The 16,045-nt window shown below is 58.6% G+C and carries 12 protein-coding genes and 1 pseudogene; 12 read left to right on the forward strand and 1 reads right to left on the reverse strand.

All coding sequences use genetic code 11. From position 1 onward, the window contains the following. Positions 1–8 precede the first annotated feature (8 nt). The 7 genes from BB497_08075 to BB497_08105 all read left to right on the forward strand — a co-directional run bounded on the left by BB497_08075 (position 9) and on the right by BB497_08105 (position 8,507). On the forward strand, positions 9–1,223 hold the full coding sequence (locus tag BB497_08075) for an acetylornithine aminotransferase (GenBank protein AVI62668.1): 1,215 nt from the start codon (positions 9–11) through the stop codon (positions 1,221–1,223). Between the two features lie 35 nt (positions 1,224–1,258). Further along, a complete protein-coding gene (locus BB497_08080; GenBank protein AVI64300.1) occupies positions 1,259–2,323 on the forward strand; it encodes an arginine N-succinyltransferase in 1,065 nt (354 codons plus the stop codon). Continuing rightward, positions 2,323–3,354: an arginine N-succinyltransferase gene (locus BB497_08085; protein ID AVI62669.1), complete on the forward strand. Its 1,032-nt coding sequence runs from the start codon at positions 2,323–2,325 to the stop codon at positions 3,352–3,354. Before BB497_08080 ends, BB497_08085 begins: the two co-directional genes overlap by 1 nt. Before the next feature lie 79 nt (positions 3,355–3,433). Then, positions 3,434–4,906 carry a succinylglutamate-semialdehyde dehydrogenase gene (locus BB497_08090; GenBank protein AVI64301.1) on the forward strand — a complete coding sequence of 491 codons (1,473 nt, stop codon included), beginning with the start codon at positions 3,434–3,436 and terminating at the stop codon, positions 4,904–4,906. Beyond that, entirely contained in the window at positions 4,903–6,261 is a 1,359-nt protein-coding gene (locus BB497_08095; GenBank protein AVI62670.1) for a succinylarginine dihydrolase, read from the forward strand. Before BB497_08090 ends, BB497_08095 begins: the two co-directional genes overlap by 4 nt. Positions 6,262–6,473: 212 nt before the next feature. Further along, positions 6,474–7,451, forward strand: coding sequence for a hypothetical protein (locus BB497_08100; GenBank protein AVI62671.1), 978 nt, complete (start codon positions 6,474–6,476; stop codon positions 7,449–7,451). 27 nt (positions 7,452–7,478) lie between these two features. Then, positions 7,479–8,507: a 5-methyltetrahydropteroyltriglutamate--homocysteine methyltransferase gene (locus BB497_08105; GenBank protein AVI62672.1), complete on the forward strand. Its 1,029-nt coding sequence runs from the start codon at positions 7,479–7,481 to the stop codon at positions 8,505–8,507. A 134-nt stretch (positions 8,508–8,641) separates the two neighbouring features. Here BB497_08105 and BB497_08110 read toward each other — a convergent pair. Continuing rightward, positions 8,642–9,358 (reverse strand): annotated as a pseudogene (locus tag BB497_08110) (CDP-alcohol phosphatidyltransferase). Between the two features lie 275 nt (positions 9,359–9,633). On the opposite strand from BB497_08110, the gene BB497_08115 reads away from it, so the two are divergent. Genes BB497_08115 through BB497_08135 form a run of 5 tightly spaced genes read left to right on the forward strand, consistent with a single transcriptional unit; the run spans position 9,634 to position 16,044 of the window. After that, positions 9,634–10,614 carry a dehydrogenase gene (locus BB497_08115; GenBank protein ID AVI62673.1) on the forward strand — a complete coding sequence of 327 codons (981 nt, stop codon included), beginning with the start codon at positions 9,634–9,636 and terminating at the stop codon, positions 10,612–10,614. 42 nt (positions 10,615–10,656) lie between these two features. Beyond that, complete coding sequence (locus tag BB497_08120) at positions 10,657–11,055, forward strand: hypothetical protein (GenBank protein ID AVI62674.1); 399 nt, start codon at positions 10,657–10,659, stop codon at positions 11,053–11,055. Continuing rightward, positions 11,052–13,007: a glycosyl transferase family 1 gene (locus tag BB497_08125; GenBank protein AVI62675.1), complete on the forward strand. Its 1,956-nt coding sequence runs from the start codon at positions 11,052–11,054 to the stop codon at positions 13,005–13,007. Before BB497_08120 ends, BB497_08125 begins: the two co-directional genes overlap by 4 nt. Positions 13,008–13,010: 3 nt before the next feature. Next, positions 13,011–14,951 carry a hypothetical protein gene (locus tag BB497_08130; GenBank protein ID AVI62676.1) on the forward strand — a complete coding sequence of 647 codons (1,941 nt, stop codon included), beginning with the start codon at positions 13,011–13,013 and terminating at the stop codon, positions 14,949–14,951. Then, positions 14,938–16,044: a GTP cyclohydrolase gene (locus BB497_08135; GenBank protein AVI62677.1), complete on the forward strand. Its 1,107-nt coding sequence runs from the start codon at positions 14,938–14,940 to the stop codon at positions 16,042–16,044. Before BB497_08130 ends, BB497_08135 begins: the two co-directional genes overlap by 14 nt. The last annotated feature ends 1 nt before the right edge of the window (position 16,045 follow it).

A 16,045-nucleotide genomic window follows, 5' to 3' on the forward strand; every position in this document is an offset into this window, starting at 1 on the left:
ACTGTCCCATGAGCCACACCCCGAACCGTCAAGATTTCGACCATTACATGGCGCCCAACTACGCGCCGCAGCAGATTATTCCGGTACGAGGCGAGGGTAGCCGTTTGTGGGATCAAGAGGGCCGTGAGTACATCGACTTTGCCGGTGGCATCGCGGTGAACTCGCTGGGTCACTGCCATCCGGTGCTGGTGAATGCGTTAAAAGAGCAGGGCGAAAAGCTTTGGCACCTCTCTAACGTATTTACCAACGAGCCAGCGCTCAAACTGGCTAAAACCCTTACCAAGCGCACCTTCGCCGATAAAGTCTTTTTATGCTCCTCCGGCGGCGAAGCTAACGAAGCCGCACTGAAGCTGGCCCGCCGCTGGGCGGTAGACCACCACGGCGAGCATAAAGATAAAATCATCTCGTTCTACCAGTCGTTCCATGGCCGCACCTTCTTTACCGTGAGCGTAGGCGGCCAGCCCAAGTACTCCCAAGGCTTTGGGCCGGTACCGGGCGGCATCCTGCATGCCAATTTCAACGACCTGGAGAGCGTGCGTAAGCTCGTAGGCGACGACACCTGCGCCATTATGGTTGAGCCGATGCAGGGCGAGGGCGGCATCGTGCCCGCGACCCAGGAATTCCTGCAGGGCCTGCGCGATCTGTGTGACGAGCACAACGCGCTGCTGATATTCGATGAAGTGCAAACCGGCGTTGGCCGCAGTGGCGAGCTCTACGCCTATAAAAACTTCGGCATCACGCCAGACATTCTCACCAGCGCTAAATCGCTGGGCGGCGGCTTCCCGATTGGTGCCACGCTAACCACCGATGCCATCGCCAAATCGCTGGCCATCGGCACCCACGGTTCTACCTATGGCGGCAACGCGTTGGCATCCGCGGTAGCGCTTGCTGCGGTCGAGTTCATTGATACGCCGGAGGTGCTGCAGGGTGTCAAACATCGCCACGACCTGTTCCGCGAGCACCTGGAGACCATCAACCGCAAGTACGGCGTCTTTAAAGAGATTCGTGGCATGGGCATGCTGATGGGGGCGCAGATGTCAGATGCCTTCGAAGGCCGTGCCAAGGATATTCTGCCGCTGGCCATTGAGGAGGGCGTAATGGCGCTGATTGCTGGCCCCAACGTGCTGCGCATGGCGCCCTCGCTGGTGATTCCCGAGGAAGATATCGCCGAAGGCATGGCGCGCCTTGAACGTGCCATCGAGCGACTTGTTGCCAGCGCATGAGCAGGCAGCAAGATAAAAAAGAGGGGGCGTTAAACATGTTGGTAATCCGTCCGGTCACGCTGACTGACCTTCCCGCCTTAGAGCAACTGGCAGAGCACGCGGTGCCAAGGCTTACCAACCTGCCAGCCAACCGCGAACGCCTTGAGGAGCGCATTGTGCGCTCCCAGGAAGCGTTCTCAAGCGATATCGAGTTCCCTGGCAACGAGCATTATATGTTCGTCCTGGCAGATGATAGCCGCAACGAGGTGCTGGGCACGGCGACGATTCGCGCCCAGGCGGGGGCTGCCGAAGCTTACTACACCTACCGCCAAGAGACGCTAATTCACGCCTCCCAGCAGCTCAATGTGCGCCGCGAGGTGCAAACGCTGGCGCTCTCTCATGAAGCGTCGGATGCCACGCTGCTCTGCGCGCTGTCGCTCAACCCGCGCTATAAAGGCACCAGTGCGGAGAGCCTGCTGCGCCGGGCGCGGCTGATGTTTATCGCCCAGTACACGGAGCGCTTCTCGCGGATTTTGGCGGTCGCCTTCCCCGGCTATTTGGATAGCCATAACGAATCACCTTTTTGGGAGAGCGTCGGACGCCACTTTTTTGCCCGCAGCTTCCAAGAGATGAACCACATTGCGGGGGTGCGCTCAAAAAGCTTTATTGCCGAAGTGATGCCGCAGTTCCCGCTCTACTTACCGCTGCTAACACCCCAGGCCCGCGCCGCCATTGGTCGTGAGCACCCGGCCCATGAAGAAGCGCTGGCCGAAATGCTCGCCGAAGGCTTCGTGCGTTCGCGGCACGTGGATATTTTCGATGCAGGTCCCATTGTCAAAGCTGAGCGTGAGCGCCTGGAAACGTTTCGTAATGCCGCTTGGCACCCGGTGCGTGTGCGCCCTGAGCACGCGCTTCCAGATGCTGAGCCGGCTATGATTGCCAATCAGACGCTGGGCGATTTCCGCTGTATTGTGGCGCGCTATGCGCTCTCGCCCACTGGGCAGCTGATGCTCACCCCGCAGCATGCAGCGCGTTTGGGGGTGGAAGAGGGCCGTGCAGTGCTGGCCGCACCGCTAACCCTGCCAAGCGCGGACGATGCGCTCGATGAAGGAGAGATGTAATGCGCATTCGACCCATTGCCCGTGATGATCTGGATGGGCTCCAGGCGCTTGCGCAGCAGGCAGGCGTGGGGTTTACCTCGCTGCCGGATAACCGCGAGTTTTTGGCCGGTAAAATCGAATCCGCTGCTCGCGCTTTTGAAGAGCGCACCCCGGTAGACGACCGTCTTTATTTCTTCGTTCTTGAAGATGAAACCAACGGCGAGCTGGCAGGCTGCTGCGCCATTGAGGGCCAAGTAGGGCGCGAAGTGCCGTTCTATAACTACCGGCTCGGCACGCTGGCGCACTCCTCTGTGCAGCTGGATCTACACCGCACCATCGACACGCTTTTTTTAAGCTCTGATCATACCGGCGACGCCGAGGTGTGTTCGCTTTTTTTGCGCCCAGAATATCGCGGCGAGGCCAACAAACACCTGCGCAACGGGGCGCTGCTCTCCAAGGCGCGCTGGCTGTTTATTGCTCAGTTCCGCGACCGCTTTCCGCAGAAAGTGCTGGCCGAAATGCGCGGCGTGTTTGATGAAAACAACATTAGCCCCTTTTGGGAAAGCCTGGGGAAACACTTCTTCCCCATGGACTTCAACGAAGCCGACCGCTTAACCGGCTTGGGCCAGAAGAGCTTTATCGGCGAGCTGATGCCCAAGTTCCCGATCTACACCACGTTTATGTCGGAAGAGGCGCGAGCGTGTATTGGCCAGGTACACCGGCACACCCGCCCTGCGCTTGAAATGCTCAAAAAAGAGGGGCTGCGCTGGGAAGGCTACATCGACATCTTCGATGGAGGCCCCACCGTAGAAGCCTATATTGATGACGTGCGTGCCATTCGCAACTCGCAGCTTTATCAAGTGGAAGTCTCACCCAACGCATCGCAAGAGAGCGTTAGCCGCTGGCTGGCGGCATCTACCCAGATGCTCAGCTTTACCGCTAGCTGGATAGGTCGCGCGCCCGCCGATGCCAGCACGATAGTGCTCACCCCCGAAGAAGCCGAACGGCTAGGAGTATCTAGCGGCGATACCGTTCGCCTACTAGAAACCTAACGCCCGGCTCGCTAACAAAACGACTCGACAGAACAGACACGCAGGCTCAGTGAAGGAGAGCACGATGCACACCCAGAACATGCACGCCCAGCAGCAGCAATTGATCAACGGTGCCTGGGTAGTCGGCGACGCCGACGCCTTGACCAAGCAAGACCCCGTGGCGGGAACGCTGCTATGGCAAGGCGCAGCGGCCTCTAGCCGCCAGGTAGGCGCGGCGGTTGACGCAGCGCGTGCGGCATTCCCCCGCTGGGCACGCACCTCCTTTGCTGAACGCCAAGCGCTGGTAGAACGGTTTGTGGACGTGCTCAAGGCGCGTCAGGAAGACCTAGCCATTGCCATTGCCTCTGAAACTGGCAAGCCGCTATGGGAAGCACGCACCGAAGCCGGCGCGATGGTGGGTAAAATCGCGCTCTCCATCAAGGCGTACCACGAGCGCACCGGGGAGCGCGAAAAAGAGGTCGGCAGCGCCAAAGCGGTACTGCGACACCGCCCCCACGGCGTAATGGCGGTGTTTGGCCCTTATAACTTCCCCGGCCACCTGCCCAATGGCCATATGGTGCCTGCCTTGTTGGCAGGTAACACCGTGGTATTCAAGCCTAGCGACCAAACCCCGCTTACGGCGGATTTAACCCTGCAGTGCTGGTTAGAAGCCGGGCTGCCAGCCGGGGTGATCAACCTCGTGCAGGGTGGTGTCGCGGTTGGGCAGGCGCTCTCTGCTCATCCTGGTATCGATGGCCTGCTGTTTACCGGCAGCGCCAAGGTAGGCGGGATGTTGCAGCAGCAGTTCGCCGGGCAGCTGGATAAAATCCTTGCGCTGGAGTTAGGCGGCAATAACCCGCTGGTGGTGAAAGATGTGGAAGATGAGCGTGCGGCGGTGCTGACGATTCTGCAGTCGGCGTTTCTCTCTGGCGGGCAGCGCTGCACTTGTGCTCGCCGCCTGATGGTGCCCCAGGGCGAGATGGGCGACCGTCTAATCGACGCGCTTTCCGATGCTATTACCAGGCTATATGTGGCGGGACAGTTCGATGAAGAGCCCGCGCCGTTCTATGGCGGCTTGGTAAGCGTTGCCGCAGCCGATGGCCTGCTCAAAGCACAAGACGAGCTAGAAGCCATGGGCGGCACGGTCATTAACCGCATGCAGCGCTTGAAAGACAACACCAGCCTGTTAAGCCCAGCCCTGATCGACGTAACCGGCCTTGAGGTGCCCGACGAGGAGCACTTCGGCCCGCTGCTGAAAATCCACCGTTACAGTGACTGGGATGAAGCCTTAACGCTGGCCAACGATACCCGCTACGGCCTCTCTGCGGGTTTAATTGGCGGCGAAAAAGCCGACTGGGACGACTTCCTGCTGCGTATTCGTGCAGGCATTGTGAATTGGAACCGCCAGACCACCGGTGCCTCAGGCGATGCGCCCTTCGGCGGCGTTGGCGACAGCGGCAACCACCGCCCCAGCGCCTACTACGCGGCGGATTACTGCGCCTACCCGGTCGCCTCCATGGAAGCCGAGAGCCTGGAAATGCTGGAAACCCTGCCGCCGGGAGTTAACCTATGAGCGTGAACAGCATTCGAGAAGTCAACTTCGACGGCTTGGTAGGGCTTACCCATAACTACTCGGGTCTTGCCCACGGCAACGTGGCCTCCATGAGCCACGGTGGTTTGGTGTCTAACCCCAAAGAGGGCGCACTGCAGGGGCTGGCGAAGATGAAGTCGCTGATGGACGCAGGCTACGCTCAGGGTGTGCTGCCTCCTCAGCAGCGCCCAGACTTGGGTGCGCTGCGAGACTTAGGCTTTAGCGGCAGCAATAGCGAGATCCTCGCTCAAGCCGCGAAGCAAGCGCCGCAGCTGCTGCGGGCGGTATGTTCAGCCTCCAGCATGTGGACCGCTAACGCAGGCACGATTACCCCCAGCGTCGATGCACCAGATGGTCGGGTGCACTTCACTCCGGCCAACCTGCAGTCCAGTTTCCACCGCTACCTGGAGCCGAAAACTACTGGCCGGGTGCTGCAGGCGATTTTCCGCGATGAGCAGCGCTTCGCCCATCACCCGGTGCTGCCTGCCACGCCCGCGTTTTCTGATGAAGGGGCGGCTAACCACACTCGCCTGTGCGGTGAGTACGGCGAGCCCGGCGTTCATCTCTTCGTGTATGGCCGTCAGGCGTTTGGCGACGTGCGTAGCGGCGAGCGCGAACCCAAGCGCTATCCCGCCCGGCAAACCCTGGAAGCCAGCCAGGCTGTGGCCCGCCAGCACGGGCTGAGCGAGGCGCAAACAGTGTTCGCCCAGCAGCACCCGGACGCCATCGATGCCGGGGTGTTCCACAACGATGTGATTGCCGTGGGTAACGGCCCGGTGCTGCTCTACCACGAAATGGCGTTTCTTGATGAAGAGCGCACGCTGAACGAGCTTCGCGCCAAGATTAGCACGCCGCTGATTCCTGTGCGGGTGCCGGTAGAAGCCGTGAGCATGGAAGACGCGGTGGCATCGTACCTGTTCAACTCTCAGCTGCTCTCCAACCCAGACGGCACTATGACCCTGGTGGTACCCAGCGAGTGCCAAGAGCGCGAAGCCGTTTGGAACACGATTCAGAACTTCATCCTGGCGGGCAATAACCCGATCTGTGAAGTCATCGTCAAAGACGTGAAGCAGAGCATGCGCAACGGCGGCGGCCCCGCCTGCCTGCGCCTGCGGGTGGTGCTAACGGAAGCCGAGCGCGCTGCGCTGACTGGCCGCGTACTGCTCAACGACGCGCTCTATGACGACCTCACCGCCTGGGTGAGCCGCCACTACCGCGACCGCCTCACCGGTGAAGACCTTGCTGACCCCCAGCTCGCCACAGAAGTGCTCACCGCGCTAGATGAGCTGACTCAGCTGCTGAAAATCGGCCCGGTATACCCGTTCCAACAGGGCTGAATCCTCCGCGCAACAGCTCACCATGAACCAATTTCATGGTGAGTTGAAATAATATCGCTTTTCATTCATGTACATGGTCTGGCATAAAGAACGCATCCTCTTCGATGAATGTGGCGTTAACGCCTGTTCATCGAAACATCACACATGGCATCAAGCGCTGAGCTTCACCGCAGCGCTTACGCCAGTCTCGATCAATAGGGTGCTTGTTCGCGATGAGCTACGACTTCACATTCGATATCAAGAGCGTCCGGTTCGACGAAAACTACCGTCCTGCCGAGAGCACGCGTGCCACGACTAATTTCGCTAACCTAGCGAGAGGGCAGCGCTGCCAAGAAAACCTGCGTAACGCGCTGACCATGATCAACAACCGTTTCAATACCCTGGCGCATTGGGATAACCCCAAGGCGGATCGTTACACCGTCGAGCTGGATATCATCACCGGCGAGCTGAACGTGGCGGCAGCGGGCGATGCCTTTCCTGCGATTGAGATGCTGCAGACGACCATCATCGACCAGCATCTCGACAAGCGCATCGAGGGCATGATGGGAAATAACTTCTCCTCCTACGTTCGCGACTACGATTTCAGCGTGTGGCTTTCGGAGCACAACAAAGGCCGGACGGAGTTTGGTATCCCCGAGGGGTTTGGCGATCTTCACGGCAAGTTGTTCAAGCGTTTCGTCGACTCTGAGGCGTATCGAGCCCTCTCACGCAAGGCTCCGGTGATCTGCCTCAGTGTTTCTAGCAACAAGGTGTATCGCCAAACGGAAAATCGTCATCCCGTATTGGGTGTCGAGTACGTGAACGACGCGTCCTCGTTGACGGATTTCTACTTTGCCAAAATGGGCCTGCAGGTGCGGTACTTCATGCCACCCCATAGCGTAGCGCCGCTGGCGTTCTACTTCTCCGGTGATTTGCTGGCCGACTACAGTGACCTCGAACTGATCAGCGCCATCAGCACAATGGAGACGTTTCAGAAGATTTACCGCCCCGAGATCTACAACGCCAATTCGGTGGCAGGCAAGGTCTACCAACCCCATTTGAAGCACCAGGACTACTCGCTAACCCGTATCGAGTACGACCGAGAAGAACGCAGCCAACTTGCCGTCGAGCAGGGTAAGTTCACCGAGCGGTATTTCATCGAGCCTTTCCGCCATGTGCTTGAGCGATGGTCAGCAGATTACGCCCTTTGATCAACCTTTTATCGAGAAAACCTATTGATGAAAACATTATTGCCCACATCGACGGCCGGTAGCCTACCCAAGCCCACCTGGTTGGCCCAGCCTGAGACGCTTTGGTCTCCCTGGAAACTGCAGGGTGATGAGCTGGCCGAAGGCAAGCGGGATGCACTGCGCGTGTGTTTACACGATCAGCGGCAGGCAGGCATCGATATCGTCAGCGACGGCGAGCAGACCCGCCAGCACTTTGTGACGACCTTCATCGAGCACCTCGGCGGCGTCGATTTCGAGCAGCGCAAGACCGTCAAAATACGCGATCGCTACGAGGCCAGCGTTCCTTCGGTGGTCGGCCCTGTGTCGCGGGAGAAGCCAGTGTTTGTTGATGACGCTAAATTCCTGCGTCAGCAAACCGACCAGCCCATTAAATGGGCGCTGCCGGGACCTATGACCATGGTCGATACGCTCTACGATGGCCATTACAAGAGCCGTGAAAAACTCGCCTGGGAATTTGCCAAAATTCTCAACCAGGAAGCTCGCGACCTAGCGGCGGCGGGGGTAGATATCATCCAGTTCGATGAGCCTGCCTTCAACGTCTTCTTCGATGAGGTGAACGACTGGGGTATCGCTGCTCTGGAAAAAGCCATCGAAGGGGTCGCCTGCGAGACCGGCGTGCATATCTGCTATGGCTACGGCATCAAAGCCAACACCGATTGGAAGAAGACCCTGGGCTCGGAGTGGCGTCAATACGAGGAAATCTTCCCCAAACTGCAGGCGTCGAACATCGACATCGTCTCGCTGGAGTGCCAGAACTCCCATGTGCCCATGGAGCTGATCGAACTGATTCGCGGCAAAAAGGTGATGGTTGGAGCCATCGACGTAGCCACCCACACGGTCGAAACCCCAGAGCAAGTCGCCGACACGCTGCGCAAGGCGCTTAAATTCGTCGATGCCGACAAGCTTTACCCTTGCACCAACTGCGGTATGACGCCCCTGCCGCGTAAAGTGGCACAAGGCAAGCTGAAGGCGTTGAGTGAAGGCGCTGCGATTGTGCGGCAGGAACTCACCCGGTAGTCCACTCGGCGAGCCCGGCAGCAGTTGTTCGGGCTTGTTTACCGCCCTCCTGTTGTCGGCGGCGTTACGTGGTCCGAGTTCGTAGGTTTGCCCTCCGGGGATGCACGGCTTGTTGTCGCCTTATCAACCAAGCGCTGTTTATACAGCCACCACACGTCAACACCAAATGAGTAGGCCAGCGTGATCAGTGCGCTGAGTGCAAGTAAGAAGGTGGCGAAAGAAGAAGTAAGTGGCGTTAAGGCCAGTAGCAGCGCGGCCACTTGCCAAACGCATACGGCCTTGCGGCGGAAACTGGCGAATAGTGGCTGACGAAGCCATGGTAGTGGCCCGCTAGCCGCGACAAACAAGTAACGCATCCCGCCTATGATGAGTACCCATGCGCCTAGTGTGGGCTCAAGGGTTAATAACCCCACGCAGAGCAGCATAATCAGCAGGGCATCTAGCTCCATATCAAAGCGGGCGCCAAAAGCAGAGTGACTTTGGGTGCGCCTAGCAATCCAGCCATCTACCCCGTCTAACGCCAGCGCGATCACCGCAATGGCCAACCACTGCCACAGCCCAGCAATAAAGGCATTGCCCACTAACCCACCTGCAACAACCGCCACCAGGGCGGCTCTCGCTAGCGTGACGCGGTTTGCCCAACCCAGCTGGCCGTGGGGCCAAAAAACCAGCGTTAATAGGCTTATACAAGCGTAGAAGCCATAGGCCACTGCCCAGTGCGCTGGGCTAGCCATCAATGCCGGTAGTCCACTGCCCACTATCAACAGCAGAATGCCGCCGAGCACTAATTCCGCGGCGCTGTATAGCCGTTTGGGCAGTGAGTAATAAGGGGCATTGAAGGAGAAACGCATGGCTACTCGCAGAGCGGCGCGTTTAGCCGCAGTGAAAAATAAATGATGCAACTGTTTTTCCATGTACCATTCTTGTATACGGTGGTAGAACTGTCCATATTAAGAATCAACGTTGTGAGCGGCTTTACCTTTTTAGGCCATCCTAATGCTTAACTAGCATTAATCGCTCCATTTTTTTTCTGCGCTAAGCTGTAGAAGAGTCATGCAACGGCGCGTTAGTTTTCAAAGCGCTGGGGTAAAGGATGGAATAAGCGCTTCAGTCATAAGGAAATGTTATGTCGGTGCCTGATACTGCTACCGCCTTTTGGGTTACTCGCGAAGCCTTTGGCGAGCTAAAGCATGAACCGTTAACGTCTCCAGGTGAGAGCGAGCTCCTCGTTCGTGCGCTTTACAGCGGCGTTAGCAGGGGCACGGAGTCCCTGGTATTTAACGCCCGTGTGCCTGAAAGCGAGTACGCGCGTATGCGTGCGCCTTTTCAAACCGGTGATTTCCCTACGCCTGTTAAGTATGGCTACTGCAGCGTAGGGCGCGTCGCGCAGGGTCCACAAGAACTGCTGAATAAAACGGTTTTTTGCCTTTACCCCCACCAAAACCACTACGTGGTACCCGCGGATGCGGTGTTGGTATTACCAGAGCAGGTGCCTGCTTACCGCGCGGTGTTAGCGGCCAATATGGAAACCGCGATTAACGGCGTTTGGGATGCAAATCCGATGCTCGGCGAGCGGGTTTGTGTGGTGGGGGCTGGGGTCGTTGGCGCTTTGGTCGCGTACCTGTGCGCGCAAATCCCTGGTGTCGATATGCGTTTAATCGATATTAATCCAGCCCGTGAGGCGCTTGCCGCTCAGTTAGGCGTGGCGTTTTGTACGCCTGAACATGCTCCTACGGATCAAGACTGTGTGATTCATGCCAGCGGCCATCCCGATGGTCTACGTCTAGGGCTTAGCTTAGTAGGCAACGAAGGACGTGTGATTGAAATGAGCTGGTTCGGCAAAGGGGATGTGGCGTTACCGCTGGGCGGTGCTTTTCACTCCCAGCGGCTAACGCTAAGAGCCAGCCAGGTTGGACAGCTGCCCGCTGTCTTACAGCCCCGCTGGGATTACCGCCGCCGCTTAACGCTGGCCTTAAGTTTACTCACCGATCAGCGGCTGGATGCGCTGATTAGCGGTGAAAGTGATTTCGCTGACTTTCCTGCCATCGCACCGCAGCTATTTGGCCCCGGCAGTACCGCACTTTGTCACCGTATTCGCTATCCATAGCCGTCTTTTGATACACGTTTTCTATTGATAACAGGAGCATCTATGTACCGTTTATGCGTTCGTGATCACTTTATGATCGCCCACAGCTTTAAAGGTGAGATTTTTGGCCCTGCCCAGCGCACCCATGGCGCCACGTATGTGGTGGATGTGGTGTTTCAGCGCCCGGAGCTTGATCAGGACGGGCTGGTGATCGATATCGGCCTCGCCAGCGAAACAGTCAAAGAGGTATTGGCGAACTATAACTTTCAAAATTTGGATGAGGTGAGCGAATTTAAGGGGCGCAACACCACCACAGAATTTATGGCTAAAGTGATTTTTGACCAGCTGGCCGCTGCGATTAGCACGGGCAAAATGGGCACTACCGCCCAGGGGCTAACCCACATGGAGATTAAACTGCACGAGTCTCATGTGGCTTGGGCAAGCTATGAAGGCGCGCTATGAGCCAACGTTTGGCGCTGATAGTCGCCGGTGAGCCGGGCCAGCTGACGGGTGGCTACATCTACGACGCGCAGATAGTCTCAGCGCTGCGTGGTCAAGGTTTTACTATTGATGTGATGGGATTGCCGGGCCGTTTCCCCGATGCGGATGACACAGCTTCCCAGGCGCTTGGCGCCGCGTTAGCGGCGCAGCCCAACGGCGCGAAGGTGATTATCGATGGTTTGGCGATGGGAGCATTGCCGGAGGTGGTGGGTAAACACGCCCATCGGCTGGAGATTACCGCACTACTGCACCACCCCTTAGGAGACGAACAGGGGCTTAGCCGCGAGGCTCAGCAGCGCTTTCACCTTAGTGAGTTAGCCGGTATAGCAAGCGTTGCTAGAGTGATTGTGACCAGCCAGTTTACTGCACGTCGCTTAGGTGAACTTGCCAAGCACTATGGGCAGCCCCTCAGCGCGCCCATTAGCGTGGTAGAGCCTGGCGTGGCGCCTGCGCCGATCAGCCCAGCGGCAGCGCCTGATGAGCCTATTCGACTGCTGTGTGTAGCAACCCTTACCCCACGCAAAGGGCAGGACATATTGGTAAAAGCACTGGCAGGTGTCAGTGCCGTTAATTGGCAATGCGACTGCTATGGCGGCGCCCGAGATGCGGAATTTACCCGCCGGGTACAGCAGCTTATTGATGAGAATGGGCTTGCAGGTCGTGTAGTGATCCATGGGGAGTGCGATCCGGCCAACTTGGAAGCAGCGTATCAGCGTGCCCACGCGTTGGTATTGCCCTCCTGGTATGAGGGCTACGGCATGGTCGTCACCGAAGCCCTGGCCCATGGTCTACCCGTGATTACCACCACCGGAGGCGCCCTAAAAGATACGCTGCCGGAAGGGGCGGGCTTAAGCGTTGCACCTGGCGATGTTGAAGCACTGCAAGAGGCGTTACACAATTTTTGCCAAGGTGCAGCACTTCGCACTGAGCTACGTGCCGGCGCTGCGAAAGCGCGAGGCAACGTAAATGATTGGCAAACCGCCGGGGCTATCTTTGCGGATGCGCTGCAGTGTCCGCCGTCGTTGTTGGCAGCGGGCAGCCAGTTTCAGGCGGACTGGCTAACGCTGCGCGAAAGTGTTGATGCCAATGCGCGCAGTCAGAAGCTTACCCAAGCAGCCGCTACTTGGCTTGCCAACGATGTAAATAATGCGTCCCCTGACCAAGAACACGCAGCCACCATTGCAGACTTAGGCTGTGGTCGGGGCAGTAATACGCAGTTTCTGGCGCCCCAGTTACCCAGTAAGCAGCACTGGATGCTGTTTGACCACGATGCTGACTTACTCAAGGAGGCACGCGAGCGAGCGGTAGCGCTGCGCGATGCCAAGGGGCAGCCTGTATCCATAGAGAGCTACTGCGTATCGCTCACCAGTTTTGAACACCCGGCCATTGCTAAGGCGCGTTTGGTGACGGCCTCTGCGCTGCTAGACCTTGTCTCCCGGGAGTGGATAGAAGCGCTGGTTAGCCAGTGTGTGACGCATCGCCAAGGCGTGCTCGTGGCGATGAGCGTCACTGGCGCATGGTGCTTTACCGATCCACAGCTAACCCCCATAGAGAACGACGAAGACCGCTGGGTGCTTGCCCTGTTCAATGCCCATCAGCAGCGCGATAAGGGGCTGGGTGCTGCCTTAGGTGGCGATGCCCATGGTGCGTTGGTTGATGCCTTTAAACAGCAGGGCTACCGGGTGAGTGAGGCGGACACGCCGTGGCAGCTTACGTCAAACGACCCCGTCGTGCGGCCGCTAATGCACGCGCTGATTGCCGGGTGGGCAGAAGCAGCCACCGAACAAGCACCTGAAGCAGCAGCACGCATCAGCCAATGGCGCGACAGTCGCCAACAGGCGGTTAATGAGGGCAGGGTGGGTGCTTGGGTTGGCCACCGCGATCTGCTGGCGCTGCCAGCGGATGGGGCATAGCCCATGAGGGTCAGGCGCACTTTACGCACCCCCTGGGTACAACGTGGGCTAATGAGCCTGGGGCTGCTGGTGGCCATTGTGCTTTGGGTAGAGCCTGGGGCGGTGATTGCCGAAGTACAGCGCTTTTCTTTTGGTTGGATGGCGCTGGCGCTGATAGTGAGCGTGGTGCAGGTCATGCTGAGCGCTTGGCGCTGGAAGTTTACGGCTGGGTTGGTGGGGGTGCCGCTGCGTTTTGGTTATGCCCTGCGTGAGTACTATCTGGCGCTACTGGTTAACCAGCTGCTGCCCGGTGGGGTGCTGGGAGATGCGGGGCGCGCCCATCGCCATGCAGGGCAAGCGGCTTCCAAAGGGAGCGCATGGCGCGCGGTCGTCATTGAGCGCGCGTCAGGTCAGGTCGCGGTTGCACTACTCACGTTACTCGCTCTGCTTTCATCGCCCCTATGGCACGCGGCATTGGGTACGCGGCGACTGCTGAGCATTGTGATTGGCGTAGCACTGTTGGTAGCAGCCGCCGTCGCTATTGCGGTATGGCTGCGGCGCACCTCGCGCATTGCATTGCCAGCGTGGAGTGTCGTTTTTGGGCAGGAAATATGCCGCAGTTTGCTCAAGCGGCAGGTATGGCCGTGGCAGCTTCTTTCGTCGTTAACCATCGTGTTTAGCTATGGGGTGGTGATGGTTTGTGCCGCTCGGGCGATTGGTGTTGAGCTCGCAGCGGTGGATATTCTAGCGCTGGCGCCGGTGCTGCTGCTGGCGATGCTGGTACCGCTTTCGATTGCTGGTTGGGGACTGCGTGAAGGGGCGGCGGCGGGCGTTTGGGTATTGGTTGGCCTGCCGTCAGCGCAAGGCGTTGCCGTTTCGCTGGCGTATGGCGTGCTTGTACTGCTCTCTAGCCTGCCTGGCATCTGGGTAGCACTTGCTAAACGGGCTAAGGCAACGCCAGCCTCTTCGCCGGCGTCCGCGACTTCTACGCCAACGGCGGCTTCAAACGCCTCCGCGGCGCCTGGGCAGTTGAACGTCAAACAGCGTGTCATCTCCACACCGGAACGTACGCATCGCCGGGCGCAGGGCGCTTTCCAAGGTATCAATAGGTGTCATTTGCAGGCCGGGCCTGCCGGAGCCAATCAGCAGCGGCGCCACCAGCAGGTGCAGACGCTCGACCGTGCCTGCTTCAATAAACTGCGAGACGGTGATGCCGCCCCCTTCAACCAACACCCGCGTAAGGCCGCGCTGCGCCAGCAGGGATATGACATCACGGGGGATGAACTGCCCGTGGTTATTAAGCGGCAGCACGCAGTGCTCGGCGTTGCTTGTGCCAGTGCTAACGTCCGGCCCGGTGATATGCAGCGTGGGCGCGGTATCCGTGGTGAACAGCAAATGCTCGGCGGGTACTCGGCCTCTTGGGTCAATGACCACCCGCACGGGGTGCTTGCCGGTGATATGGCGCACGGTGAGCTGGGGGTTATCAGCGGCTGCCGTTCCCGCGCCCACCACCACGGCGTCAGCCAATGCCCGCAGGCGGTGCAAGTGCACCAAACTCTCGAAGCCGTTGATGTAGTGGGAATGGCCGCTTTCCGTGGCAATTCGCCCATCAAGGCTTTGCCCCAGTTGAGCCATTACCCAGCACGATTGGGCTGCCAGCGGCGTGAGGCAGTCCAACAGGTCGCGGACGGTATCGGTCACCTCCGCTTGGCTTTGCCACCCACTTTGATTAAGCGTGATGTTAGCGCTAGAGGGCAGGCTATGGCGTATCGCCAACAACCACTGCCACGCGGTATCACTATCGATGCTGCCATTGGCATGGGCAGAGGGTTGACCACTGCTGGAATTGGGCATGACGCCTCCCTACAAACCGTATCACTTCATCATGCGGGGCCATATTGCCCAGCGCAAGCGAACTTTGCCCGTTATAAAAGGCAACCTGGAGGCCTACATGTATCACATTGAACGCGCCATTTTTGATATTCGTCGCGGTCTGCCGGTAGTGGTGAACACCAGTGAGCAGCGTCTGCTGGTGCAAGCGTTAGAAGGCAGTGCATCGGTTGACAGCTTGGCTGCATTATCGGGTTCGCGCCCAGCGTTGGTGCTAACACGCCACCGACTTGAGGCGATGGGAATGGCATTAACAGCGGATGCCGCCTGTTTACCACTACCCAAGCACGTTAGTGAAGCTGATCTGCACCGGTTGGCGCTCTCTCAGGAGAGCACGCCGCTAACCCCTGCGCTGTTGAGTGGGCTGAAGCCTGCAGGCGTCGGTGAGCGTGGGGCGGTGGCGTTAATGCGCCGTGCGCTATTAGTCCCCGCGGCGCTGAGTGCCGAGGTAAGCGCGTCAGCGGCTGCGCGTATCGATCAACAGTTGGCCAACGGTGAGCTGTTGGAGGTTAACGCCCGGGACGCAGAGAAGTGCTTGGCGGGCGCCCCGGGTATGTTGAAGCGTGTTAGTGAGGCGCGCATCCCTTTGGAAGACGCGGCGGAAAGCCGCTTTGTGCTATTTCGGGAGCCTGACGGCCTGCGTGAGCATGTAGCGGTGGTGATTGGTCAGCCTGAACGCCTTTCAGGCGCGGTGCCGATGCGTATGCACTCTGCTTGTTTAACCGGTGATCTGTTTGGCAGTTTGCGCTGTGACTGCGGCGAGCAGCTGCGTAACGCCGTGGTTGATATTCAATCCATGGGCGGCGGTGTGCTGCTTTACTTAGCCCAAGAGGGGCGGGGCATTGGCCTGGCAAACAAGCTACGCGCTTATACGCTACAAGATGGCGGCCTGGACACAGTAGACGCTGACCAGGTTCTCGGCTTTGGTGATGACGAACGCCAATACGCGGTGGCGGTGGATATGCTTAACGCGCTGGACATCAACAAAGTGCAGCTATTAACTAACAACCCATTGAAAATGGCCGCCCTACGTGAAGGCGGCATTGAGGTGGTCTCTCGCCAAGCGCTTTATGGCAGCGTGACCGACCATAACCACCGCTATTTAAGCGCTAAAGCCAATCGTGCAGGACACTTTCTGGATGATGTGCTTGAGGGTCATGGTCGGTAAC

The sequence above is a fragment of the Halomonas sp. GFAJ-1 genome (genome assembly GCA_002966495.1).
GTDB lineage: Bacteria > Pseudomonadota > Gammaproteobacteria > Pseudomonadales > Halomonadaceae > Vreelandella.